We start from the raw sequence: 25,250 nt of genomic DNA on the forward strand, positions 1-25,250 counted from the left end.
GCCGCGTATCGGCTGCAGAACCTAGGAGACTGACATGGCTGGAAGCATGAGTGGGACGCGAACGGGCCACGACGCCCCGGACGCGCACAAGGAGGTTCAGTCCGGCTGGACCGTCTTCGCCGCTGTGATGATGATCTTCGGCGGTGCGATGGCCATCCTCGAGGGGATCGCCGCCCTGGCCAAGGACGACCTCTTCGTCTCCACGAGCAACTACGTGTTCAAGTTCAGCCTGACCGGCTGGGGCTGGGTGCACCTCATCCTCGGCATCGTGGTCGTTCTCGCCGGCTGCGCCCTGTTCACCGGAGCGCTCTGGGCTCGCGCGGTCGGCGTCGTGCTGGCCGGACTCCTGGCCATCGCCAACTTCCTGTGGCTCCCCTACTACCCGTTCTGGTCCATCGTGCTCATCGCGATCAACGTCTTCATCATCTGGGCTCTGTGTTCGGGGTCGCAGAAGGCTCGAGCCTGAGCACGAGGACATAGGAGACCACCACGGAGACGATCACGAGCGGCATGACGGTGATGCCCTCGGATCCCAGCAGCAGCGTGGCGAGCAGTACCGATGTCATCGGCAGCTTGAGCATCGCCACGCACATCGCCCCGATTCCCATCGCGAAACCCGAGGTCGCGTTCAGGCCGGGCAGGTGCGACAGCACCAGCCCGCCTGCCGCCCCCAGGAACATCGACGGGAAGATCGGGCCACCTCTGAAGCTGCTCAACGACAAGGAATACGCGAGCGCCTTGCAGGTGATCAGTACCAGGAGCGTTCCGACCGAATACTTGGCGTCCTCGGTGAGCAGACCCCCGAGGGCGTCCTGGCCCGAGTACAGCACCTCGGACGCGTCCCCTCCCGTGCTCTCGGCGTACAGGAGCGCGAGTACGCCGATCGCCACCGCCGTTCCGACGGTGGCGATCACTCTCCGCGGTTCGACCCAATCCTGGAGGAGCAGGGCAAGCCTCCTGATGCCCGTGCCCGCGAACGCCGCCGCGACTCCGAGGGCGAGGGCCCAGCCGAACTCGGCGACGGTGGGCGTGGGCGTGTGCGGCACGTGCGGGATGGCGAGGGAGTACGTCCCCAGCCCGGTCCACGATCCCAGCCCGACGAAGATGAGCGCCCCGATACCCGAGGCGAGCAGCCCCGGCACGAGCACGAGGCCGAGCATCATCCCGGCGAGGCCGGACGCCTCCATCAGCAGGAACGCGCCGGCGAGCGGGGATCCCAGGAGGGCGCTGATGGCGGCGAAGCTGCCTGCGGCCGCCACCATGGCGCTCGCGCTCGGCTCGATGCCGGGTTTCAGCAGGCGCACCGCGCACACGGCCAGCCCGCCGCCGATGGCGATGAGCGGGGCCTCGGGTCCGAGGACCGCGCCGAGGCCGAGGGACGCGAGGGCGGCGAGCGCGACCCCCGGAAGTTCCGCGGCTGTCGGTGCCCCTGATTCCACCAGGCCCTCGGCCGGCTTGTGTCCGCCCGTTCCCGGGAGGTAACGGATGCTCAGTGCCGTCAGCAGGCCCGCGACGGCGAGCAACGGGACCGGCCACCACGTCGGCGTGTCGTCGAAGCCCAGCGCGTGGGGCAGGTCCTTGTAGGTCAGGTTCTGGAGCTCGTGGACGAGCGCCAGAAACCCGAACGCCGCGGCGGAGATGGGGACTCCGAGGATTGCCACCATGACCAGAAGTACTGCGTAACTCCGCGTACGGATCACCGCGCGTGGATCCGGGGACTCCGTGCCGGGGGTTCCGACCGGTTCGGCCGACATCGTCATGGTCTCCTCGGGTTCGGGTCCCGGCCGGCTCGTCCTGCCCCGCCGGGCTCCTCACGTGATACCACGATGTCCCGCTATGTCGGCGATGTACCCGCTGTTGAGGTGTGATGAATCCGGGTCTCGCTACTTCGTGCCCGCCCCTGCCGCGCGAAGGCGGCCCGTGGCCACCGCATCGACCAGTGCCCGGTGGTCCCGCTCGTTCTGGTCGGCGTACCGCTCGGCGAACGTCTGCAGCGCCCGGTCGAACACCTTGCCGTGGCCCAGGTAGGCAGCGATGGCGATCCGGTCACCGGACCGCGCGTGCGCACGGGCCAGCGTCATCCCGCACAACTCGCCGAAAGCGGCCATCCCGCGCGGCACCATCTGCTCCGGTTCGGCGATGCCCTTCCAGTCGCGCAACTGGCGTACGTAGAAGTCCCTGCGTTTCCCGTCGAACCCCTCCACCCGCTCCCACCCCAGGAAGATGTCGCCGGCAGCCTGCATCAGGCGCTGGCCGGCCACCACGCGCTCGCCCTGATTGCGGTACGCACTCGCCCCGGCGTGCGGCGCGAGCACCGAGGAGTCGGCCTCCTTGGCCTGGAGGACGAGCGGATCCGCGCCGTCCCTGCCCAGCAGGAGGATGATCCAGCAGCGCGTTCCGACGCTTCCCACGCCCACGACCTTGCGGGCCATGTCCACGGGCCGGAAGTCGGCGAGCAGGGACCGCCGGTCCGAAGGAAGACTGCGGCCGTAGCGACGGAGAAGCGTCCGGAACTGCTTCTCCGTCGCGCTGCGTTCCGCACCTTCGGGCAGCAGGTCCGCGACCGGCACGATCAGGGGCGGATCCGCGGCGATCCGGAGCCGCCCGCCGACCACCTCGGTGAGTTTGTCGAACGCCTGCGTGCTGTCCCGGGTGCGGGCCTTCGCCGTCGCTCTGGCCATGCGCTTGCGGCCCCGGGAGGCCAGTCTGTCGGCGGCCAGGGCCTTGAGGCGGCCCTCGTCGGTCTGCGTGTACCAGACCTCGAGATTGCGCATGCCCGCGAAGCGGATCATCGACTCCCGGTACGACCGGACGGTGGCCCGGACGATGTGGGCCCGCTCCTTGTCGGAGAAGCCGTTGGCGCGCCCGGCGATGACGAGGCTGGCGGCCAGCCGCTTGACGTCCCACTCCCAGGGACCCGGCAAGGTCTCGTCGAAGTCGTTGATGTCGAACAGCAGGTGGCGCTCGGGGGAGGCCAGCAGTCTGAAGTTCAGCAGATGGGCGTCACCGCACAACTGCGCCCTGATGCCCGAGTCCGGTGTGCCGGACAGGTCGGAGGCCATGACGGCCGCGGCGCCCCGGTAGAAGCGGAAGGGCGACTCGGTCATCCGTCCGTAGCGGATCGGGACGAGCTCCTGCACCCTGGCCGCCGACTGGGCCTCCAGGATGGCCAGTGGATCCTGCCGGTCCGCCGGTGGCTCGTACACCTCATGGCTCGACCGGGGAGCCCGTTTGCGGGCCGCCTTGCCGAGCGCGGCCCGTTCCTTCGGCGTCGCGCCCGGCACGGCACGGAGCGGTGAGGTGCGTTCCTGGGGCATGGCGGCCCTCCTGGCTGCGTGCGGGGCCGTGCGGGCGGCCCCTGCTCCCATCATCCCCGGCCGGACGGATTCCGGCCGCTCGGCGCGTTCCGGCGGCGGGGGCGCCGTGTGGATCAGGCGCGTCCGCGCTTCCTGGCCTGGCGGCCCACCCTCCGCCAGATCGCGCGCTGGCACCGCAGTGCACCCGCACCCACCACGATGAGCACCACGATGTTCACCAGGAGCTGGACGAGTGAACCCCACGCCTCGGACCAGCTGGCGAAGGCCGTGGACACGCTGATGGCCGCGGCGGCCGGAATGGTGGTGACCGAGATGAACACCCCGAGGAGGGCACTCGTGCGGGCCTCCGTGAGCGACACGATGCCGACGACAGCGGCGAGGGCGGCGACGGCGAAGGAGAAGAAGTTGGGGGTGTTGATCAGGTCGGAGACCGGCCGGAGCCCCAGGTCGAAGGCCTCCGACTGAAGACCGAAGCCGCGGATGAGGAGGCTGAAGAGGAAGGTGACCACGATCGTCAGCAGGAAGCCCGTGCACAGGGCGCCCAGCCCTGCGCGGATCATGGTCCGGTCGCCTCTGTCGATGCCCAGCGCCACGGCGACGATCGCGCCGTACTCGGGGCCGACGACCATGGCCCCGACGATCAGGATCTGGGAGTTGGTGACGATGCCGACCGAGCCGATGAGACCCGCGATGACCAGGTAGAGGTAGAAGCTCGGCGGGTACCTCCCCCCGGACCGGATGCGCGCCTCCACCTGGGCCCAGACCGGGGTGTTGACCAGTGCCCCGAGGCGGCGGACCGCCGTCTCCGATGCCCGCCCCGGGAACGCCATGTCCACCGGCTCGATGACGATGGAGCCGTGCACGTCGATCTCGAGCCGCCGCAGGCCCCGCAGTACATCGTTCGCCGCCCCCGCCAGCACATCGCAGGCGAAGGCGTCGCCGTCGGGGTGGTACGCGGCGCCACGCTGCACGATCAGGTTCATGACGTAGGGGGCACCGGCGAGGAGCTCCACGACCTGGTCCGTGCGGTCCGGAGGGCTCACCGCGCGGACATGGATCATGTCCACTCCGCGCCTCCACGAGGCAGGGCGGGCGGCCGGATGCCGGGTGACGGATAGTGGCATGGATAGTCACATACCGGAGATTGGACGGTCATGGACCGATACCCTCCCATAGCCACCCACGGTCTGGTGGGCGACCTGCAGACCTGTGCGCTGATCTCTTCGCAGGGCGTCGTCGACTGGCTGGCCGCCCCCCGGTTCGATTCCCCCAGCGTCTTCGCCGCGCTGCTCGACCACGACCGGGGCGGCTACTTCCGGCTGTCGCCCGACGGCCCGGAGAGCTCCTGCAAGCAGCTCTACTACCCGGACACCGCTGTGCTGGTCACCCGGTTCATGTCGCCCGACGGCGTCGGCGAGGTGCTCGACTGGATGGCACCGATCACCTCCGGGGGCGCCACCGGCCGGCACACACTGGTACGGAAGGTGCGCGCGGTGCGGGGAACCGTACGGTTCTCGATGGAGTGCAGGCCCCGGTTCGACTACGGGCGTGCGTCCCATGAGCTCGAACTCGTCCCGGACGGAGCCGTGTTCAGGTCTGCGGGGATCAGCGGGCATCTGCAGGCAGGCTTTCCCCTGGAGCGCGACGGCCACGATGTGCGCGGAACGGTGACGCTGGGCGTGGGCGAGACGGCCGTCGCCGTCTTCACCGTCTGCGGGGCCGACGAACCCGCACCGCCGCCGCCCACCGTCGAGGGGACCGACGAGCAGCTCTGGGAGGTCGTCGAGTTCTGGCAGAACTGGCTGCGTACCTCCCGCTACCGTGGCCGCTGGTCGGACATGGTCCACCGTTCCGCCATCACCCTGAAGCTCCTCACGTACGCCCCCACGGGCGCACCGGTCGCCGCCGCCACGATGGGCCTGCCCGAGCAGATCGGCGGCGAACGCAACTGGGACTACCGGTACACCTGGGTCAGGGACGGGTCGCTGTCGGTGCGGGCCCTGCTGGACCTGGGCTTCGTCGAGGAAGCGACCGCTTTCACCCGATGGCTGGGCGCCCGCCTCGGGGACGGCGACATCGACGGCGAGGCACTGCAGATCATGTACCGCGTCGACGGGGAACCCCTGCCGGCGGAGGAGATCCTCGGGCACCTCGAGGGCTACCGCGGTTCGCATCCGGTACGCGTGGGCAACGCCGCCTCCGACCAGTTGCAGCTCGACATCTACGGAGAGGCCCTCTACGCACTCTCCGAGGGGCACGAGGTCGGCATCCAGGCGGGCTACCGCGGCTGGAAGAAGGTCTCCCGCACCCTGGACTGGCTCGCCGACTCCTGGGACCGCCCCGACGAGGGCATCTGGGAAACGCGCGGCGGACGCAAGGACTTCACCTACAGCAGGGTGATGTGCTGGGCCGCGTTCGACCGCGGACTGAAGCTCGCGACCGCGTTCAGCAGACCGGCCGACACCGTCCGGTGGACCCGGGCCAGGGACTCCATCCTCGAACAGGTCATGGCCCGGGGCTGGAGCGAGCAGGAACAGGCGTACGTCCAGCATTACGAGGGGGACGTGCTCGACGCCTCGCTGCTCCTGATGCCCAGGGTGGGTTTCCTCGCACCCAAGGACCCCAGCTGGCTGTCCACGCTGGACGCCATGAACGACACCCTCGTCTCCGACAGCCTGGTCTACCGCTACGACCCGGCCGCCTCCCCGGACGGCCTGCGCGGCTCCGAGGGCACGTTCAGCCTCTGCACGTTCCTGTACGTCGACGCGCTGGCCCGCGCCGGGCGACTGCGGATGGCCCGCTACACGTTCGAGAAGATGCTCACCTACGCCAACCACGTCGGCCTCTTCGCCGAGGAGATCGGCCCCAGCGGCGAGCAGCTGGGCAACTTCCCCCAGGCGTTCACCCACCTCTCCCTCATCTCGGCCGCCCGCACCCTCGACGAGGCACTCGACCGGCTGCGCGACTGACAGGTCGCACGGTCACCGGTCGTGCCTGCCGCCCGGGCTTGAGAGGATCCGTACGTGGAGTCCCCCGAGCCCTTCCCGTCCCCCGAGCCCTTCCCCGAACTCTTCCCCGGACCGCAGCCCGAAGCCGAAAGGACCGAGGGCCGCCGAACGGTGCGCTGCGCCCTGTGCGGACGCCCCCTCACCGGCGCGGACTCACGCCGCACCGGACTCGGCCCCGCCTGCGACGCCAAACTGCATCCGGCGGGCCCGGACATCCGGACCCGCCGTCACGACGTCGAGCAGGACACCCTGCCCGGCATCTGAACCCGCAGTGGGTGCTACGCGCCGTCGAGACGGCGGAACAGGCCCTCCTGGACCACCGACACGAGCAACTGCCCCTGGCGGTCGTAGATCCGGCCCCTGGCCAGTCCGCGGCCGCCCGTGGCGATCGGCGACTCCTGGTCGTACAGGAACCACTCGTCCGCCCGGAACGGCCGGTGGAACCACATGGCGTGGTCCAGCGACGCCATGTCGAAGCCGCGCGGACCCCACAGCGGCTCCACCGGGATCCGGACCGCGTCCAGCAGCGTCATGTCGCTCGCGTACGTCAGCGCACAGGTGTGCACGAGCGGGTCGTCGCCCAGCGGGCCCACCGCGCGCATCCACACGGCGCTGCGCGGGTCCGCGTCCTTGATCTCCTCGTGCGTCCAGCGCAGCCGGTCGACGTAGCGGATGTCGAAGGGCTGACGCCGCGCCATCCGCTCCAGGGCCTCCGGCAGCCCGCCCAGGTGCTCGCGCACCTCGTCGGCGACCGTCGGCAGGTCGTCGGGGTCCGGCACCGTACGGGCGGGCGGCAGCTGATGCTCGAAGCCCGCCTCCTCGGGGCGGTGGAAGGACGCCGTCAGATTGAAGATCGTCCGGCCCTGCTGGACGGCCGTGACCCGGCGGGTGGTGAAGGACCTGCCGTCCCTCACCCGCTCGACGTCGTACACGATCGGCACACCGGGGCGGCCCGGCCGCAGGAAGTAGGCGTGCAGCGAGTGGACGGGACGGTCCCCGTCCGTGGTGCGGCCTGCCGCGACCAGGGCCTGTCCCGCGACCTGGCCGCCGAAGACCCGTTGCAGGGACTCGTCGGGGCTGCGGCCACGGAAGATATTGACCTCGATCCGCTCCAGGTCGAGAAGATCGACCAAGCGCTCGGCGGGGTTCGTCGTCATGCGGTTCTTCTCCACTCTCGAAGCCGGTGCGCCGTCACAGCTGGCCGACGGCCGTGACCCGGACAACCGCCCGGCCCTCCTCGTCGGAGGCCGCCAGATCGACCTCCGCACGGATACCCCAGTCATGGTCACCCGCCGGGTCGGCAAAGGCCTGCCACACCCGCCACAGACCGTGCTCGAGATCCTCGTCGATCTTCAGCAGCTTCGGGCCGCGCGCGTCCGGACCCGTACCCAGGTCCTCGTGAGCCTCCCAGTAGCCGTCCATCGCCTCGCCCCAGGCGTCCTCGTCCCAGCCCGAGTCGGCGTCGAGCTCGCCCAGGTCGCGGACCCGGTCCAGGGCGGCCAGCTCCACCCGGCGGAACATCGCGTTGCGCACCAGGACCCGGAAGGCGCGGGCGTTGGCGGTGACCGGCTTGACCTCGTCGGCCCGTTCCTGCGCCTGCTCGGCGGTCTCCACCTCCGGGTTCGCCAGCTGCTCCCACTCGTCCAGGAGGCTGGAGTCCACCTGACGCACCATCTCGCCGAGCCAGGCGATCAGGTCCTCCAGGTCCTCGGACTTCAGGTCGTCCGGGATGGTGTGCTCGAGCGCCTTGTACGCACTGGCCAGATAGCGCAGCACGATGCCCTCGGTACGGGCCAGCTCGTAGTTCGACGTGAACTCCGTGAACGTCATGGCTCGTTCGTACATGTCCCGGATCACCGACTTTGGCGACACGGGATGGTCGCCGACCCACGGGTGGCTCGTGCGGTAGACGTCGTACGCGTGCCAGAGCAGCTCGCTCAGCGGCTTCGGGTACGTGACCTCCTGGAGCCGCTCCATCCGGTCCTCGTACTCGACGCCGTCCGCCTTCATCTGCCCGACGGCCTCGCCCCGCGCCTTGTTCTGCTGGGCGGCGAGGATCTGCCGCGGGTCGTCGAGGGTCGACTCGACGACGGAGACCATGTCCAGGGCGTACGAAGGGGATTCGGCGTCCAGCAGGTCGAACGCGGCCAGCGCGAAGGTCGACAGCGGCTGGTTCAGCGCGAAGTCCTGCTGGAGATCGACGGTGAGGCGCACGATCCGGCCCTCGGCGTCCGGGGTGTCGAGCTGTTCCACCACACCGCCGTCGAGCAGCGAGCGGTAGATGGCGATGGCCCGCCGGATGTGCCGCAGCTGGGCCCGGCGCGGCTCGTGGTTGTCCTCCAGCAGATGCCGCATCGCCTCGAAGGCGTTGCCCGGGCGGGCGATCACCGAGAGCAGCATCGTGTGCGTGACCCGGAAGCGCGAGGTCAGCGGCTCGGGATCGGAGGTGATGAGCTTGTCGAAGGTGGTCTCGGACCAGGCGACAAAGCCCTCGGGGGCCTTCTTGCGGACCACCTTGCGCTTCTTCTTGGGGTCGTCGCCCGCCTTCTTGACGGCCTTCTCGTTCTCGATGACGTGCTCGGGCGCCTGCGCGACCACGAAGCCGGCCGTGTCGAAACCGGCCCGGCCCGCGCGGCCGGCGATCTGGTGGAACTCACGGGCGCGCAGCGTGCGCACCCGGGTGCCGTCGTACTTGGTGAGGGCGGTGAACAGCACCGTACGGATCGGGACGTTGACGCCGACGCCGAGTGTGTCCGTACCGCAGATCACCTTCAGCAGGCCCGCCTGCGCGAGCTTCTCGACCAGACGGCGGTACTTGGGGAGCATGCCCGCGTGGTGCACCCCGATGCCGTGCCGCACATAACGGGAGAGGTTCTGGCCGAACTTGGTGGTGAATCGGAAGTTGCCGATCAGATCGGCGATCTTCTCCTTCTCCTCCTTCGTGCACATGTTGATGCTCATCAGCGACTGGGCGCGCTCGACGGCCGCCGCCTGGGTGAAGTGCACGATGTAGACCGGCGACTGCCGGGTGTCCAGGAGCTCGGTGAGCGTCTCGGTGATCGGCGTCAGCCGGTACTCGTAACTGAGCGGGACCGGACGCGTCGCCGAGCGCACCACGGAGGTGGGGCGGCCGGTGCGGCGGGTCAGATCCTCCTCGAACATCTTGACGTCACCGAGCGTGGCCGACATCAGGATGAACTGGGCCTGCGGCAGTTCCAGGATCGGGATCTGCCAGGCCCAGCCGCGGTCCTGCTCCGCGTAGAAGTGGAACTCGTCCATCACGACCTGGCCGACGTCCGCGTACTTCCCGTCACGCAGAGCGATGGAAGCCAGCACCTCGGCCGTGCAGCAGATCACCGGGGCGTCGGCGTTGACCGAGGCGTCGCCGGTCAGCATGCCCACGTTCTCCGTGCCGAACATCTTGCACAGGTCGAAGAACTTCTCCGAGACCAGCGCCTTGATCGGCGCGGTGTAGAAGGTGACCTTGTCCTGGGCCAGAGCGGTGAAGTGCGCACCGGCCGCGACCAGGCTCTTTCCGGAGCCGGTGGGGGTCGAAAGGATCACATTCGCCCCGGAGACCACCTCGATCAGCGCCTCCTCCTGAGCCGGATAGAGGGTGATGCCCTGCGATTCGGTCCATGACGAGAAGGCCTCGAAGAGGGCGTCCGGGTCGGCGGTCGGGGGCAGCTGATCGATAAGGGTCACGCCCCCATCTTGCCTGCCTTGTGCCCGGATGCGGGAACCGGAGGACCGCCCGAAGATCACGGACGATACGCTGCCCACTCAACTCGGCCGCATCGCACAGGCAATGACGGCCCGGCCGTGCCGCACGGCCGAATCACGATGGGGGCGGAAACAGCCATGATGGGACCGGCACACTCTCTGTCAGGGGCAGCGGCCTGGCTGGGGGTGGGCGCCGCGGCCGCCGCCGCGGGTCACACGATGCCCTGGCCCGTCCTCGTCGTGGGGGCACTGATCTGCGCGGGCGCCGCGCTCGCCCCCGACCTCGACCACAAGTCCGCCACGATCTCGCGTGCCTTCGGCCCGATCTCCAAGGGCGTGTGCGAGATCGTCGACAAACTCTCGTACGCCGTCTACAAGGCGACCAAGGGAGCAGGCGACCCGCGCAGGACGGGCGGACACCGAACCCTCACCCATACCTGGCTGTGGGCGGTGCTGATCGGCGGGGGAGCCTCCCTCGCGGCGATCACCGGCGGCCGGTGGGCGGTCCTGGCGATTCTCTTCGTCCACCTCGTGCTCGCCGTCGAGGGCCTGCTGTGGCGGGCGGCGCGCATGTCCAGCGACGTCCTCGTCTGGCTGCTCGGCGCGACCAGCGCGTGGATCCTGGCCGGGGTGCTCGACAAGCCGGGCAACGGTTCGGACTGGCTGTTCGCCGAGCCCGGTCAGGAGTACCTGTGGCTTGGCCTGCCGATCGTGCTCGGGTCCCTCGTCCACTGCATCGGCGACGCGCTCACCGTCTCGGGCTGCCCGATCCTGTGGCCGATCCCGCTCGGCCGCAAGCGGTGGTACCCGCTCGGACCCCCGAAGTTCATGCGCTTCCGGGCCGGCAGCTGGGTGGAGATCAAGGTGCTGATGCCCGCGTTCATGGTGCTCGGGGGAGTGGGCGCGGCCGCGGCGCTCAACTTCATCTGACCGCCGCGCGCCCGTTCCGGGGGCGGCGCGACCCGACCCGTAGCACCATGACCCCATGCTGCTCGCCCGGCTCGCCCACGTGTCCATCGAGGTCGCCGCGACGTCGGCACGGACCCGGAAGGTCGCCCTGCTCGCCGGACTGTTCCGGGAGTCCGGTCCCGACGACGTCCCCGTGGTCATCCCGTACCTCGCCGGCCGCCTCCCGCAGGGGCGGCTCGGCATCGGGTGGAGCACCCTGGGCGATCCGGTGGCGCCCGCGGACACCGCCACACTGACGGTGACGGACGTCGACGCGGAACTGACAGCGATCGGGGCTCTGACCGGTCCCGGCTCGCAGGCCGCGCGCAAGGAGCGCCTCCAGCGGCTGCTCGGCGCCGCCACCGCCGACGAACAGCACTTTCTGCGCGGGCTGCTCACCGGCGAGGTGCGCCAGGGGGCGCTCGACGCCGTAGCCATCGACGCCCTGGCCGGTGCCACCGGCGCGGAGCCCGCCGAGGTTCGCCGCGCCGTCATGCTCGCCGGATCACTGCAGGCGGTCGCCCGCGCGCTGCTCGCCGACGGCCCCGGGGCTCTCCCGGCCTTCAGGCTCACCGTCGGCCGGCCGGTCCTGCCGATGCTCGCGCACACCGCGCGCTCGGTCACCGAAGCCATCGACAAACTGGGGCCGTGCGCCGTGGAGGAAAAGCTCGACGGCATTCGCGTACAGGTGCACCGCGACGGGGAGCGGGTGCGGGTCCACACCCGCACCCTCGACGACATCACCGACCGGCTTCCCGAACTGGTCACGGCGGTGGCCGGCTTCGGCGGCGAACGGTTCATCCTCGACGGCGAGGCGATCGCTCTCGGGCCCGACGGCAGACCGCGGCCCTTCCAGGAGACAGCCGGCCGGGTCGGATCCCGGCGGGATGTCGCCACAGCGGCGGCCGAGGTCCCCGTGGTCGCCGTCTTCTTCGACGTGCTGTCCGTCGACGGACGCGAACTGCTGGATCTCCCCCTCACCGAACGGCACGCGGAGCTGGCCGCCCTGGTCCCGGAGCCGATGCGGGTGCGGCGCTTCCTCGTGACGGACCCCGGGGACGAAGAGGCCCGCGGGGGAGCGGCGGCGTTCTTCGAGGCCACCCTGGCGCACGGACACGAAGGCGTGGTGGTCAAGGGCCTGACCGCGCCCTACAGCGCGGGCCGACGGGGCGCGTCCTGGCTCAAGGTGAAGCCCGTACACACCCTCGACCTCGTGGTCCTGGCTGCCGAGTGGGGGCACGGCCGGCGTACCGGAAAACTGTCCAACCTCCACCTGGGAGCGAGGCGGCAGGACGGTTCCTTCGCGATGCTCGGCAAGACCTTCAAAGGGCTCACGGACAAGATGTTGGCCTGGCAGACCGAACGCCTCAGGGAACTGTCCACCGGCGACGACGGGCACGTCGTCACCGTGCGGCCGGAGCTCGTCGTCGAGATCGCCTACGACGGACTCCAGAGCTCCACCCGCTACCCGGCGGGAGTCACCCTGCGCTTCGCCCGGGTGCTGCGCTACCGCGAGGACAAGTCGCCGCAGGAGGCGGACACGGTCGACACGGTGCTCGGCCGCCGGACCTGACCGGCCCCGGACCTGAGCGCGGCCCCCACCGGCGCGGCGGGGGCCGGCGACCGTCGATCAGCCGCGGGTGGCCGTCGACGCGGTGTGCGCGCGGAGCTGTTCCGGCGTGAGATAGGCGTCGGTGTACTCGAAGTCGCGCAGGGTGGCCGGCTTGCGTGCCTGGAACCCGGTCCGCACGAAGTCGTCACCCGCGATCGCGTTCAGCATCCAGTTGGTCAGGACCCGGGTCTTGGCGACATTGGTCCGCAGCCCCGACCAGTGGTAGCCGCGTGCCACCAGCTGGGCGGGCATGCCCTTCAGCTCGATGCCCAGCGGCTTGGACACCGCGTCCCGGCCGCCGAGGTCCACGACGAGACCGAGGTCCCTGTGGACGTACGGCTGCAGCGGACGGCCGCGCAGCGAAGCGATGAGGTTGTCGGCCAGCACCCGCCCCTGCCGTATGGCGTGCTGCGCGGTGGGAGGGCAGATCGCCCCGTCGCCCGTGGCCAGGTCGGGTACCGCCGCCGAGTCGCCGAGGGCGAACACCCCGTCCACGCCGGGCACCTGCATCTCCGGCGTCACCGCGAGCCTGCCGCGTACCGTCTCCGCGTCGAGGGTGGCGACGAGCGGGCTGGCCGCGACCCCGGCGGTCCAGATGAGCGTGCGGCAGGGCAGCACCCGTCCGTCGGTGAACGTCACCTTGTCCGGAGCCGCCTCGGCCACCGAGACACCGAGCGACACCTCGATGCCGCGCTTGCGCAGGATCTCCAGCGCGGTGCGCCCCAGCTTGTCGCCGAGCTCCGGCATGAGCTTCGGGGCGATGTCGATCAGATGCCACTTGATCAGCTTCGGGTCCAGCCGGGGGTAGTGCCGGACTGCGTTGGCGGTGAGCCGCTGCAGGCAGGCAGCGGTCTCCGTGCCCGCGTATCCGCCGCCCACCACCACGAACTGCAGCCGGGACTCCCGCTCGGCCTCGTCCTGGCTGGCATCGGCCAGGTCGAGCTGGGAGATGACGTGGTCCCGGATGTAGGCGGCCTCGGCCAGCGTCTTCATCCCGCGCGCGTTGTCGATCAGCCCGGGGATGTCGAACGTCCGGGTGACGCTCCCGGCGGCCAGCACGAGGTGGTCGTACGGCTCGTTCACGATCTCATCGGTGATCTTGCGGATGACGCAGACCTTCGCCTTGGTGTCCACGCCGATGGCGCCGCCCGGCACGATCCTGGTGCGGTGGCGCCGGCTGCTGCGCAGGGAGACGGCGACCGACTGGGGGGTGAGCACCCCGGACGCCACCTGCGGGAGCAGCGGAAGATAGAGCTGGTACGAGAACGGCGTGACGAGGGCGATGTCCGCCTCACCGGGGGTGAGGCTGCGTTCCAGCCGGCGCACGCACTCGACTCCGGCGAAGCCTGCACCGACAACGAGGATCCTGGGTCGTGCCACGGTGTGCGTCCCTTCTCGGGCTTACGCGGTCATCGCTCACCTGCCCCGTATCCGGGGCCAGTCACTCCTCATCCTGACCGTAGGGGCCGCAGTCCGCCTCTTGTGGGGCGGCGGCCGGAGGGTCACCCCGGCCGCCGCACCGGGGTCATCCGTGCCAGGACCGCCACAGCGCCGCGTACGCGCCGTCCGCCGCCACCAGCTCGTCGTGGCTGCCCAGCTCGCTGATCCGGCCCTCCTCGACGACCGCGATCACATCCGCGTCGTGCGCCGTGTGCAGCCGGTGCGCGATCGCGATCACCGTCCGGCCGTCCAGCACCCGGGCCAGTGAACGCTCCAGGTGCCGGGCCGCCCGAGGATCGAGCAGCGACGTCGCCTCGTCCAGCACCAGGGTGTGCGGATCCGCCAGCACCAGCCGGGCCAGCGCGATCTGCTGCGCCTGCGCCGGGGTGAGGGCCAGACCGCCCGAGCCGACCTCCGCGTCCAGACCGTCCGCCAGGGCCTTGGCCCAGCCGTCCGCGTCGACCGCCGCGAGCGAGGCCCACAGCTCCGCGTCCTCGGCGCCCGCACGGGCCAGCAGCAGGTTGTCCCGGAGCGAGCCCACGAACACATGGTGCTCCTGGTTCACCAGAGCCACATGGGTCCGTACCCGCTCCGCCGGCATCCGGGACAGCTCCGCCCCGCCCAGCGTGACCTCACCGGTCCGGGGTGCGTAGATCCCGGCCAGCAGACGACCCAGGGTGGACTTGCCCGCACCGGACGGCCCGACCAGGGCAAGACGCGTACCCGGGGCCACGTCCAGCGACACCTTGTGCAGGACGTCGACACCGGCGCGGTAACCGAAGTGCACCCCCGCGGCCCGTACCTCGCGGCCGTCCGGCCCGACTGCGTCGTCGCCCGCGTCCGGCTCGATCTCCCGTACGCCGACGAGCCTCGCCAAGGACACCTGGGCGACCTGCAACTCGTCGTACCAGCGCAGGATCAGGCCGATCGGGTCGACCATCATCTGTGCCAGCAGCGCCCCCGTCGTCAGCTGCCCGACGGTGAGCCAGCCCTCCAGCACGAACCAGCCGCCGAGCAGCAGCACCGCGCCGAGAATCGTCACGTACGTGGCGTTGATGACGGGGAACAGCACCGAACGCAGGAACAGCGTGTACCGCTCCCACGCGACCCACTCCTTGACCCGCCGGTCGGAGAGCGCGACCCTGCCCGCTCCCAGCCGGTGGGACTCCACGGTCCGGCCGGCGTCCACGGTCTCGGCCAGCATCGCCGCGACCGCCGCGTACCCGGCGGCCTCCGAGCGGTACGCGGAAGGCGCCCGCCGGAAGTACCAGCGGCAGCCGGTGATCAGCACCGGCAGCGCGATCAGCACGGCGAGAGCGAGCGGCGGGGCGGTGACCGTCAGCGCGCCGAGCAGCAGCCCTGCCCACACGACACCGATCGCCAGCTGCGGCACGGCCTCCCGCATCGCGTTCGCCAGCCGGTCGATGTCCGTCGTGATCCTGGAGAGCAGATCGCCGGTGCCTGCCCGCTCCAGAACACCCGGCGGGAGCCCGACCGACCGCACGAGGAAGTCCTCGCGCAGATCGGCCAGCATCTCCTCACCGAGCACCGCTCCGCGCAGCCGCATCGTCCGCGTGAAGACCGTCTGCACGACCAGTGCGAGGGCGAACACCGCGGCGGTGCGCTCCAGATGGAGGTCGGTGACCCCGTTGGAAAGGTCCTCGACCAGTCCGCCCAGGAGATACGGTCCGGTGATCGACGCGATCACCGCGATCGCGTTGACCGCGATGAGCGCCACGAACGGCTTCCGGTGACGCCGAAGCAGAGAACGCACGTACGACCGTACGGTCAGCGGTGTGCCGACCGGCAGGGTCGTCGCCGACTGCGGTGCGGCCGGGTCGTATGCGGGGGGTGCGACGCCGATCATGCCCTCTCCTCGAATTCCTCGATCGTTTCGGCCGACTTCGACGCGCCGATCCCGGCGAGCCCGTCCTGCACAACAGGTGTCGCGATCTCCGCGTCGGTCTCACGGGTGACGACCGCCCGGTACCGCGGTTCGTCCCGCAGCAGTTCGCGGTGCGCGCCGACCGCCACGACCGTGCCCGAGTGGACCAGCACCACGCGGTCGGCGAGGTCCAGAAGCAGCGGCGACGAGGCGAACGCCACTGTCGTACGACCCGTGCGCAGTTGCTTGATACCGGCGGCGACCCGGGCCTCCGTGTGCGAGTCGACGGCGGACGTCGGCTCGTCGAGCACGAGTGCCTCCGGGTCGGTGACCAGGGAGCGGGCCAGCGCGAGCCGCTGGCGCTGACCACCCGACAGTGACCGGCCGCGTTCGGTGATCCGGGTGCGCATCGGGTCGCCGTCCGTGTCGACGGACGCCTGGGCCAGAGCGTCCAGCACGTCACCGCAGTGAGCTGCCGCGAGCGCGTCCTCTGCGGTGACCCTGCCCGACGACGGCACGTCAAGCAGCTCACGCAGCGTCCCCGAGAGCAGCACCGGATCCTTGTCCTGCACCAGCACCGCGGCCCTCGCCGAGTCGAGCGGCAGCTCGTCCAGAGCCACACCGCCCAGGAGCACCGAGGGCTCCGGGTCCGAGGCGTCGTCCGTCTCCGCGTGCCCGCCGAGCCGCTCGGCCAGCCGGCCCGCCTCGTCGGGATCGCCGCAGACAACGGCCGTGAACAGGCCGCGCGGCGCCATCAGCCCGCTCACCGGGTCGTACAGATCGCCCTCGGGTGACATCGCGTCGAGCGTCGAGGGCTGCGCACTGCGCCGCAGCGACAGGACCCGGACCGCGCGCTGTGCCGACGGCCGCGAGAACGAGTACGCCATGGCGATCTCCTCGAAGTGCCGCAGGGGGAAGAGCATCAGCGTCGCCGCGCTGTACACGGTGACCAGCTGGCCGACGTCGATCCGGCCGTCCCGGGCCAGCGCCGCCCCGTACCAGACCAGCGAGATGAGCAGGATTCCGGGCAGCAGCACCTGGATCGCCGAGATCAGCGCCCACATCCGCGCACTGCGCACGGCGGCCTTGCGGACTTCCTGCGAGGCACGCCGGTAACGGGTCAGGAAGAGTTCCTCGCCGCCGATGCCACGCAGCACCCGCAGGCCGGCGACGGTGTCGGAGGCCAGTTCGGTCGCCTTGCCCGCCTTCTCACGCTGGAGATCCGCCCGCCGGGTGGCGCGGGGGAGCAGTGGCAGCACAGTGAGTGCCAGGACAGGCATGGCGATCGCGACCAGCACGCCCAGCGAGGGCAGGTAGACGATGAGTCCGAAGCTGATGAGCACGAGGGCGGTGGCGGCGGCGGCGAAGCGCGACAGCGCCTCGACGAACCAGCCGATCTTCTCGACGTCCCCGGTGGAGACGGCGACGACTTCTCCCGCCGCGACCCGCCGGGTCAGCGCCGACCCGAGCTCGGCGGTCTTACGGGCCAGCAGCTGCTGGACCCTGGCCGCCGCGGTGATCCAGTTGGTGACAGCTGTGCGGTGGAGCATGGTGTCGCCCACGGCGATGAGGATGCCGAGGGCCACGATGAGTGCTCCGGCCAGCGCGAGGCCGCGGCCGGAGCGTTCGACGACGGCCTGGACCGCGACTCCCACGGCGAGCGGCAGCCCGGCGATCGCGCACTGGTGCAGCAGCCCCCAGGAGAGGGATTTGAGCTGGCCGGTGAGTTGGCTGCGCCCGAGCCAGAACAGAAAGCGTGGGCCTGAACGGACATCGGGGTCGCCGGGATCCGAGTACGGAAGATCGCGAATCTGCATGACGTTCCAAGGATCGGAAGGGGCAGAGATCCGTGACGGATCTCGTGGAACAGTAGGTGACCAAACCGTGCAAGGTTCGCGTCATGCCCCGGTCCGAAGCAAGCGATTATTGGTGGATACGCCTCCGGCAGCCGACGGCGGCGGAGCGGGACGGCAGGGCGCGAGGCCGGCCCGGTCCGCCCGGTCCGTCAGGTACCCGGACACGCGGCGGGGCTCCGTGCCCTTCGGCGCGGAGCCCCGTCCCGTCTACTCCGCGGGCTTGTCGGAGTCCATGCCCGGACGGGCCTTCTTCCATTCACCGCGGGTGAAGTCCGGGATCTGCTGCGGAACTCCCTTGGCCTTGATGGAGAGGTGGCTCAGCGGAACCGGCGCGGTCCAGGTGGCCGCGTCGTACACGTCGAAGTCGGGCGCGAGTCCGAGCCGCATGCACTGCATCAGACGGAACACCAGCATGTAGTCCATTCCACCGTGACCACCGGGCGGATTGGCGTGCTCCTTCCACAGCCAGTGGTCCCAGTCGGCGTACGCGGAGAAGTCCTTCCACTGGTCGTCGGTGTGGTCGGGCTCGAGATAGATGCGCGTCGGGTAGTCCTCGAAGACGCCCTTGGTGCCACCGAGGCTGTTGATGCGTGAGTACGGGTGGGGTGTCGACACGTCGTGCTCCAGTCGGATCACCCGGCCCTTCGCCGTCTGGACGAGACTGATCGTCCGGTCGCTCTCGATGTAGGTCTCCTTCCAGCTCGGGTCACCGGCGGGCATGTGCTGCTCGCGGTACTCGGCGAGACCGCGTGAGGGGGAGCCGACGCTGGTGATGCTCACCGCGCGGTCGCCGCGGTTGATGTCCATGTAGTTGGCGACCGGCCCGAATCCGTGGTTGGGATACAGATCGCCGCGCAGCCGGGTGTGCCACAGGCGGCGCCACGGACCCTCGTAGTAGTCGGGGTCGAACATCAGCCCCCGCAGATCGTGGTTGTACGCGCCCGCGCCGTGCAGCAGGTCGCCGAAGAGACCGGCGTGCGCCATCCGCAGCACCCGCATCTCGTTGCGGCCGTAGCAGCAGTTCTCCAGCTGCATGCAGTGCCGCCGGGTCCGCTCGGAGAGGTCGACCAACTGCCAGAGCTGGTCGAGCTGGAGAGCGATCGGACACTCGACCCCGACATGCTTGCCGTTGAGCATGGCGGTCTTCGCCATCTCGAAGTGGAAGTCCCAGGGAGTCGCTACGTAGACGAAGTCGATGTCCCCGCGCTTGCAGAGGTTCTCGTAGTCGTCCTCGCCGTTGGTGTACACGGCGGGCGCGGGCTGACCCGCCGCCGTCACCTTCGCGGCCGCCTGTTCCGCCTTGGCCTTCACCGGGTCGCAGACGGCGACGACCTGTACTCCGGTGACGGCGAGGAAGAGATCGATCATGCTGCCGCCACGGTTGCCGAGGCCCACGATGCCGACCCGCACGGTGGAGCGCCGGTCGAAGGGCACCCCGGCCATGGTGCGGCCCTGGCGTGCGGGGGCGGCCTCGGGACTTCCCGCCGCTGTCGCGGCCGCTGCGGTGCCGCTCCCGAGTGTTCCGAGTCCGAGGCCTGCACCGGCTATTCCGGCCACCCCGGCTGTTGTACGAAGCACAGAACGACGGCTCATCGAGCCGTCGTCCGTATTCTGCGGGTCCTGGTCCTGTAGTGCGTCGTCGTTCATCGAGCCTCCAGAAAGGGGGATCTGACGGTGCGCGTGGAGATGCGGGAACCCATGGGGGCATGGCGGATTCCCGAACCTCGGTAAGGACCCTGGAGGGTGGGACTGCTGTTGCGCAAGGGATGCGATTGGACTCGCGCGTGGACTCTCGCGCCGAAACCATGGACTTTCCGGCGGGGCGCCGGCAGGAGCGGGCGCGTACTCGCTTCAGAGGGCGGGCGGGGTCGCCCGGAGGTGTGTGCCCGCTCGGTCCGGAGGACCGGCCGGGTGGCCCGGGTGTGTGGTGCGTTCGGTCAGAGGACCGGCCGGGTCGCCCGGGTGTGTGCGTTCGGTCAGAGGACCGGCCGGGTCGCCCGGGTGTGTGCGTTCGGTCAGAGGACCGGCCGGGTCGCCCGGGTGTGTGCGTTCGGTCAGAGGACCGGCCGGGTCGCCCGCTCCAGCTCCATCAGCGCCGAGTAGTACGTGCGGCCGGTCGCCCGGTCCATCCCGATCTCGCACATCCGGTTCGCCGACAGATACGCGTCGTACTCCCGGGTGTTCACCTCGGCCGCCTCCTTGGCGGTCGCCGAGTCGGTGAGCTCCTTGTGCAGCATGCCGCGGTCGCCCGCGAACGCACAGCAGCCCGCGTCGTCGGGGATGACGACGTCCTCCGCGCATGCCTCGGCGACCGCGCGCAGCTGTGCCACGTCTCCGAGATGCTCCATCGAGCAGGTGGGATGCAGGACGGCCGAGCCCACCCTGCGGAACACGGTCAGCGAGGGAAGCAGTTCCTCGGCGGCCCAGACGAGCGAGTCGACGACAGTCAGCTCACCGTGCAGGTCCCGGTTGGCCTCGGTGAGATAGGGCACCACCTCGTGGGACATGCCGAGCGTGCACGAGGAGGCGTCGACGACCAGCGGCAGCCTGCCGCCCGCGGTCCAGCCCCAGGCCGCCTCCACGATGCGGTTGGCCATCACGGCGTTGGCCACGTCGTACCCCTTGGAGTGCCAGATCGTCGCGCAGCAGGTGCCCGCGACGTCCTCGGGGATCCACACGGGCTTCGCGGCCCGGGCGGACAGGGAGACGACGGCTTCGGCGAGCGACGGCGATCCCTCGTCCTCGGGTCCGGCGAAGATGCGGTTCACACAGGCCGGGTAGTAGACGGCGTGCGCACCCGCCCGTGAGGTGGGAGGCATCCTCCGGCCGGCAGCCCCGGGAATCTGGGGCAGCCACTCCGGTACCAGATCGGGTCGAACGGCCTTGCGGGCCAGCCGGGTCACGGACTCGAGCAGACGGTCGCCGACCCGGTTCGAGACGGCGTCGGCCGCGGCGACCGCGAGCCGTGCCGAGACCTCCACCGCCTTGAAGTGCTTCGCCGTGAGAGCAGCGACGCGCTCCTCGCGCGGCGAGTGCCGGTGATGACGGAAATCCTTCATCATCGCGCCGGTGTCGATGCCGACCGGGCAGGCCAGCTTGCACGTGGAGTCGCCCGCGCAGGTGTCCACGGCGTCGTACCCGTACGCGTCGAGGAGACCGGCCTCCACCGGGGAGCGGTCCGGCTGGCGCATCATCTCCCTGCGCAGGACGATGCGTTGACGGGGCGTGGTGGTCAGGTCCTCGCTGGGGCAGGTCGGTTCACAGAAGCCGCACTCGATGCACGGATCAGCCACCGGCTCGACCTTGGGGATCGTCTTGAGCCCGCGCAGATGCGCCTTCGGGTCACGGTCCAGGACGATCCGGGGCGCCAGCACCCCGTCGGGGTCGATGATCTGCTTCGTACGCCACATCAGTTCCGTGGCCTTCGGGCCCCACTCCAGCTCCAGGAACGGCGCGATGTTGCGGCCCGTGGCGTGCTCCGCCTTCAGCGATCCGTCGAAACGGTCGACGACGAGCGAGCAGAAGCTGTCCATGAAAGCCGCGTACCGGTCGACGTCCGCGGATTCCGCGGCGTCGAAAGCGAGCAGGAAGTGCAGGTTCCCGTGCGCTGCATGGCCTGCGACGGCGGCGTCGAAGCCGTGGACCGCCTGGAGTTCCAGCAGGGCCTCGCAGGCCTCGGCGAGCCGGGACGGCGGCACCGCGAAGTCCTCCGTGATCAGCGTGGTGCCCGAGGGACGGGAGCCGCCGACGGCGGTGACGAACGCCTTGCGGGCCTTCCAGTAGCCCGCGACCGTGGCGGCGTCCCGGGTGAACGCGTTGGTCACGGACACGGCCGGAGCGACGAGGTCGAGACCCGTGACGACCGAGGCCGCAGCCTGCTCGTAGGTCTCCAGAACCGCCTCGTCCGGGGCGCGGAACTCCACCAGGAGCGCCGTCGTGTCCCTCGGCAGGGACGCCCAGTCCGAGGGAACGCCCTGGACGCGCACCGATGCACGCAGTGTGTTGCCGTCCATCAGCTCCACGGCGATCGCACCCGCCTCGTTGAACCGAGGCACGGCCGCCGCCGCCGCGGTGAGGGAAGGGAAGAACAGCAGCGCGGAGGAGACCAGGCGGTCCAGCGGCAGCGTGTCGAAGACGACCTCCGAGATGAAGCCGAAGGTGCCCTCGGAGCCGACCATCAGCCCGCGGAGGATCTCCACGGGGGTGGATCCGTCCAGGAACGCGTCGAGCCGGTATCCGTTGGTGTTCTTGATCTCGTACTTGGCGCGGATCCGGGCGGTGAGCTGCTCGTCCGCCTCGATCTCCGCCTTGACGGCCAGCAGTTCTTCGCACAGGCGCGGCTCGGCGTGACGCAGCAGCTCGTCGGCGGCCGGTTCGGCCGTGTCGACCACGGTGCCGCTCGGCAGGACGAAGGTGAGGGAGGAGACCGTGCGGTACGAATTGCGGGTCGTGCCGGCGGTCATTCCCGAGGCGTTGTTCGCGACGACACCGCCGATGGTGCAGGCGATGGCGCTGGCGGGGTCGGGGCCCAGCAGCCTGCCGTGCCGGGCGAGCGTGGCGTTGGCCCGCATGACGGTGGTCCCCGGCCGGATCCGGGCCCGAGCCCCGTCGTCGAGGACTTCGATGCCTGTCCAGTGGTGGCGTACGTCGACCAGGATGTCCTCGCCCTGCGCCTGGCCGTTGAGGCTGGTGCCCGCGGCCCGGAAGACCACGTTGCGGCCCTTGCCGTGGGCGTAGGAGAGGATCGCCGAGATGTCGTCGATGTCCTTGGGGACCAGGACGACCTGCGGCAGGAAGCGGTAGGGGCTGGCATCGGAGGCGTACCGTACGAGGTCGGAGATCTTCCACAGCACCTTCTCCGCGCCGAGCAGGGCGGTCAGGTCGGCACGCAGCGGTGCGGGTGTGCCCGCGGCCTTCCAGCCCGGCACCCGGTCGGGGGACGGCGCCCGTGCCGTACCAGGGCGGAGGGCTTCCGGCTTCGGCTCCAGCAGCGGCATCTCAGCGTCTCCTCGACGACACGGTGCGGTGCCCCGCACCGCGCCTCAGCAGCGGCGGCGCTCCGGCATCCCGTCCACCAGAGCGGTCAGCAGCCCGCCGAGCACCTCGCGCTGCTCGGCGGTCAATGGAGCCAGGATCTCCTCTGCGGCGGCCTTCCGCGCGTTGCGCAGCGAGCGGAGCGTGGCCCTGCCCTCCTCGGTGATCTCGATGCGGACCACCCGGCGGTTGGTCGGGTCCGGCGCACGGCGCACCCGGGCATTGGCCTCCAGTCCGTCCACCAGTGTGGTGACCGCACGCGGGACGACGTCGAGGCGCTGGGCGAGATCGGCCATCCGGGGCGGATCCTCGTAGTGCGCGACCGTGCGCAGCAGCCGGAACTGCGCCGGAGTGATGTCGATCGGCTCCAGCTGGCGGCTCTGGATGCGCTGGAGTCTGCGGGTGAGACGCAGCAGCTGTTCGGCCAGAAGACCGTCGGGATCGGGGGAGTCCATGAGGGAACAATATCAGGACCTTGTTCATTGTGAATAGAGGTAACAATGAGCTAGGCTCCGTAAAGTCGAAATTCCGCACATCCTCCGCCGCACGCCTCCACCCGGGGCCTGCCGGCCACACGCTCTCGAAGGAGCACATGAAACCCGACGAACCCACGTGGACACCCCCTGCCGGTGATGCCCAGCAGCCGCCCGCCGAGCTGCGCCGCATCTTCCGCCTCTTCCGCCCCTACCGCGGCAGGCTCGCGATCGTGGGGCTGCTGGTCGGCGCCTCGTCACTGGTGTCGGTCGCCACCCCGTTCCTGCTCCGCGAGATCCTGGACACCGCGATCCCTCAGGGGCGTACGGGACTGCTCACGCTGCTCGCGCTCGGCATGATCCTCACCGCCGTGATGACCAGCGTCTTCGGCGTCCTGCAGACCCTGATCTCCACGACGGTCGGCCAGCGCGTCATGCACGACCTGCGCACCGCCGTCTACACCCAGCTGCAGCGGATGCCGCTCGCCTTCTTCACCAGGACCCGCACGGGCGAGGTCCAGTCCCGCATCGCCAACGACATCGGCGGGATGCAGGCGACGGTCACCTCCACCGCGACCTCACTCGTCTCCAACCTCACCGCCGTCATCGCCACCGTGGTCGCCATGCTGGCGCTGGACTGGCGGCTCACCGTCGTCTCGCTGCTCCTGCTGCCCGTATTCGTCTGGATCAGCCGCCGCGTCGGCCGTGAGCGCAAGAAGATCACCACCCAGCGCCAGAAGCAGATGGCGGCGATGGCGGCCACGGTCACCGAGTCGCTCTCGGTCAGCGGCATCCTGCTCGGCCGCACCATGGGCCGCTCGGACTCCCTCACCAAGGGCTTCGCCGAGGAGTCGGAGCGACTGGTCGACCTCGAAGTGCGCTCCAACATGGCCGGGCGGTGGCGGATGTCGACGATCGGCATCGTCATGGCCGCCATGCCCGCCGTCATCTACTGGGCGGCCGGCCTCACCCTCCAGTCGGGTGCCACGGCTGTCTCCATCGGCACGCTGGTCGCCTTCGTCTCGCTGCAGCAGGGTCTGTTCCGGCCGGCAGTGAGCCTGCTCTCCACCGGCGTACAGATGCAGACATCCCTCGCCCTTTTCCAGCGGATCTTCGAGTACCTCGATCTCGACGTGGACATCACCGAGCCCGAGAAGCCCGTCCGGCTGGAGAAGATCCGGGGCGAGGTCGCTTTCGAGAACGTCACCTTCAGCTACGACGAGAAGAGCGGCCCGACGCTGACCAGCATCGACGTGACCGTGCCCGCCGGCCGCAGTCTGGCCGTCGTCGGTCCCACCGGATCGGGCAAGTCGACGCTCAGCTATCTGGTGCCGCGGCTGTACGACGTCACCGGCGGCCGGGTCACCATCGACGGGGTCGATGTCAGGGACCTGGACTTCGACACGCTCGCCAGGGCCGTCGGCGTGGTCTCCCAGGAGACCTATCTCTTCCACGCCTCCGTTGCCGAGAACCTTCGCTTCGCCAAGCCGGACGCCACCGAGGAGGAGATCGAAGCAGCGGCCCGCGCCGCGCAGATCCACGACCACATCGCATCGCTGCCCGACGGCTACGACACGCTCGTCGGCGAGCGGGGGTACCGCTTCTCGGGCGGTGAGAAACAGCGTCTGGCCATCGCCCGCACGATTCTCCGTGACCCGCCCGTGCTGATCCTCGACGAGGCGACCAGCGCCCTCGACACCCGTACGGAACATGCGGTGCAGCAAGCCATCGACGCGCTGTCGAAGGGCCGCACCACCCTCACCATCGCGCACCGTCTCTCCACCGTCAGGGACGCGGACCAGATCGTCGTCCTGGACGGCGGGCAGGCAGCCGAGCGCGGTACGCACGCGGAGCTGCTGGAGAGGGACGGCCGGTACGCGGCCCTCATCCGCCGCGACGGCGACCTCGCCCCGGCGGCCACATGAGGCGCGACCGCGCCTGCGCGCCGGGTGCT

At 70.2% G+C, this 25,250-nt stretch carries 17 protein-coding genes; 6 read left to right on the forward strand and 11 right to left on the reverse strand.

Annotated elements, in window-relative coordinates:
• The first annotated feature begins 34 nt into the window (after window positions 1-34).
• A complete protein-coding gene (locus OG257_RS33300) occupies window positions 35-466 on the forward strand; it encodes a DUF7144 family membrane protein (RefSeq protein WP_329213486.1) in 432 nt (143 codons plus the stop codon).
• Here the strand turns inward: OG257_RS33300 and OG257_RS33305 are convergent.
• The 3 genes from OG257_RS33305 to OG257_RS33315 form a co-directional block, all read right to left on the reverse strand.
• Window positions 423-1,754: a chloride channel protein gene (locus tag OG257_RS33305; protein ID WP_329213488.1), complete on the reverse strand. Its 1,332-nt coding sequence runs from the start codon at window positions 1,752-1,754 to the stop codon at window positions 423-425. The genes OG257_RS33300 and OG257_RS33305 overlap by 44 nt on opposite strands.
• A gap of 129 nt (window positions 1,755-1,883) precedes the next feature.
• Window positions 1,884-3,317 carry a DUF2252 domain-containing protein gene (locus OG257_RS33310; RefSeq protein ID WP_329213490.1) on the reverse strand — a complete coding sequence of 478 codons (1,434 nt, stop codon included), beginning with the start codon at window positions 3,315-3,317 and terminating at the stop codon, window positions 1,884-1,886.
• 113 nt (window positions 3,318-3,430) lie between these two features.
• Window positions 3,431-4,384, reverse strand: coding sequence for a DUF389 domain-containing protein (locus tag OG257_RS33315; RefSeq protein ID WP_329213492.1), 954 nt, complete (start codon window positions 4,382-4,384; stop codon window positions 3,431-3,433).
• An 87-nt stretch (window positions 4,385-4,471) separates the two neighbouring features.
• Between OG257_RS33315 and OG257_RS33320 the strand changes: the two genes are divergently transcribed.
• Entirely contained in the window at window positions 4,472-6,286 is a 1,815-nt protein-coding gene (locus tag OG257_RS33320) for a glycoside hydrolase family 15 protein (protein WP_329213494.1), read from the forward strand.
• A 54-nt stretch (window positions 6,287-6,340) separates the two neighbouring features.
• Window positions 6,341-6,589: a DUF6011 domain-containing protein gene (locus OG257_RS33325; protein WP_329213496.1), complete on the forward strand. Its 249-nt coding sequence runs from the start codon at window positions 6,341-6,343 to the stop codon at window positions 6,587-6,589.
• 14 nt (window positions 6,590-6,603) lie between these two features.
• On the opposite strand, the gene OG257_RS33330 is transcribed toward OG257_RS33325, so the two are convergent.
• Both OG257_RS33330 and OG257_RS33335 read right to left on the reverse strand, forming a co-directional pair.
• Window positions 6,604-7,482: an acyl-CoA thioesterase gene (locus OG257_RS33330; protein WP_329213498.1), complete on the reverse strand. Its 879-nt coding sequence runs from the start codon at window positions 7,480-7,482 to the stop codon at window positions 6,604-6,606.
• 34 nt (window positions 7,483-7,516) lie between these two features.
• Complete coding sequence (locus OG257_RS33335) at window positions 7,517-10,030, reverse strand: DEAD/DEAH box helicase (RefSeq protein WP_329213500.1); 2,514 nt, start codon at window positions 10,028-10,030, stop codon at window positions 7,517-7,519.
• A gap of 156 nt (window positions 10,031-10,186) precedes the next feature.
• Here OG257_RS33335 and OG257_RS33340 point away from each other — a divergent pair, with 156 nt between their 5' ends.
• Both OG257_RS33340 and OG257_RS33345 read left to right on the forward strand, forming a co-directional pair.
• Entirely contained in the window at window positions 10,187-10,978 is a 792-nt protein-coding gene (locus OG257_RS33340) for a metal-dependent hydrolase (protein WP_329213502.1), read from the forward strand.
• A gap of 55 nt (window positions 10,979-11,033) precedes the next feature.
• The gene (locus tag OG257_RS33345; protein ID WP_329213504.1) at window positions 11,034-12,569 is read left to right on the forward strand and encodes an ATP-dependent DNA ligase; all 1,536 of its coding nucleotides are present in this window, start codon (window positions 11,034-11,036) and stop codon (window positions 12,567-12,569) included.
• Between the two features lie 57 nt (window positions 12,570-12,626).
• Here the strand turns inward: OG257_RS33345 and OG257_RS33350 are convergent, their stop codons facing one another.
• The 6 genes from OG257_RS33350 to OG257_RS33375 all read right to left on the reverse strand — a co-directional run bounded on the left by OG257_RS33350 (window position 12,627) and on the right by OG257_RS33375 (window position 23,278).
• Window positions 12,627-13,988, reverse strand: coding sequence for an NAD(P)/FAD-dependent oxidoreductase (locus OG257_RS33350; RefSeq protein ID WP_329213506.1), 1,362 nt, complete (start codon window positions 13,986-13,988; stop codon window positions 12,627-12,629).
• Window positions 13,989-14,133: 145 nt separating this feature from the next.
• Window positions 14,134-15,915, reverse strand: a complete 1,782-nt coding sequence (locus OG257_RS33355) for an ABC transporter ATP-binding protein (RefSeq protein ID WP_329213508.1) — start codon at window positions 15,913-15,915, stop codon at window positions 14,134-14,136.
• Entirely contained in the window at window positions 15,912-17,750 is a 1,839-nt protein-coding gene (locus tag OG257_RS33360) for an ABC transporter ATP-binding protein (protein WP_329213510.1), read from the reverse strand. Before OG257_RS33360 ends, OG257_RS33355 begins: the two co-directional genes overlap by 4 nt.
• A 246-nt stretch (window positions 17,751-17,996) precedes the next feature.
• Entirely contained in the window at window positions 17,997-19,436 is a 1,440-nt protein-coding gene (locus OG257_RS33365; RefSeq protein WP_329213511.1) for a Gfo/Idh/MocA family protein, read from the reverse strand.
• A 407-nt stretch (window positions 19,437-19,843) separates the two neighbouring features.
• Complete coding sequence (locus OG257_RS33370; protein ID WP_329213513.1) at window positions 19,844-22,786, reverse strand: FAD-binding and (Fe-S)-binding domain-containing protein; 2,943 nt, start codon at window positions 22,784-22,786, stop codon at window positions 19,844-19,846.
• A 45-nt stretch (window positions 22,787-22,831) separates the two neighbouring features.
• Window positions 22,832-23,278, reverse strand: a complete 447-nt coding sequence (locus OG257_RS33375) for a MarR family winged helix-turn-helix transcriptional regulator (RefSeq protein ID WP_329213515.1) — start codon at window positions 23,276-23,278, stop codon at window positions 22,832-22,834.
• A 137-nt stretch (window positions 23,279-23,415) separates the two neighbouring features.
• On the opposite strand from OG257_RS33375, the gene OG257_RS33380 reads away from it, so the two are divergent.
• Window positions 23,416-25,221, forward strand: coding sequence for an ABC transporter ATP-binding protein (locus tag OG257_RS33380; RefSeq protein WP_329213517.1), 1,806 nt, complete (start codon window positions 23,416-23,418; stop codon window positions 25,219-25,221).
• The last annotated feature ends 29 nt before the right edge of the window (window positions 25,222-25,250 follow it).

The sequence above is a fragment of the Streptomyces sp. NBC_00683 genome (assembly GCF_036226745.1).
In the GTDB taxonomy this organism is placed as follows: Bacteria; Actinomycetota; Actinomycetes; order Streptomycetales; family Streptomycetaceae; genus Streptomyces.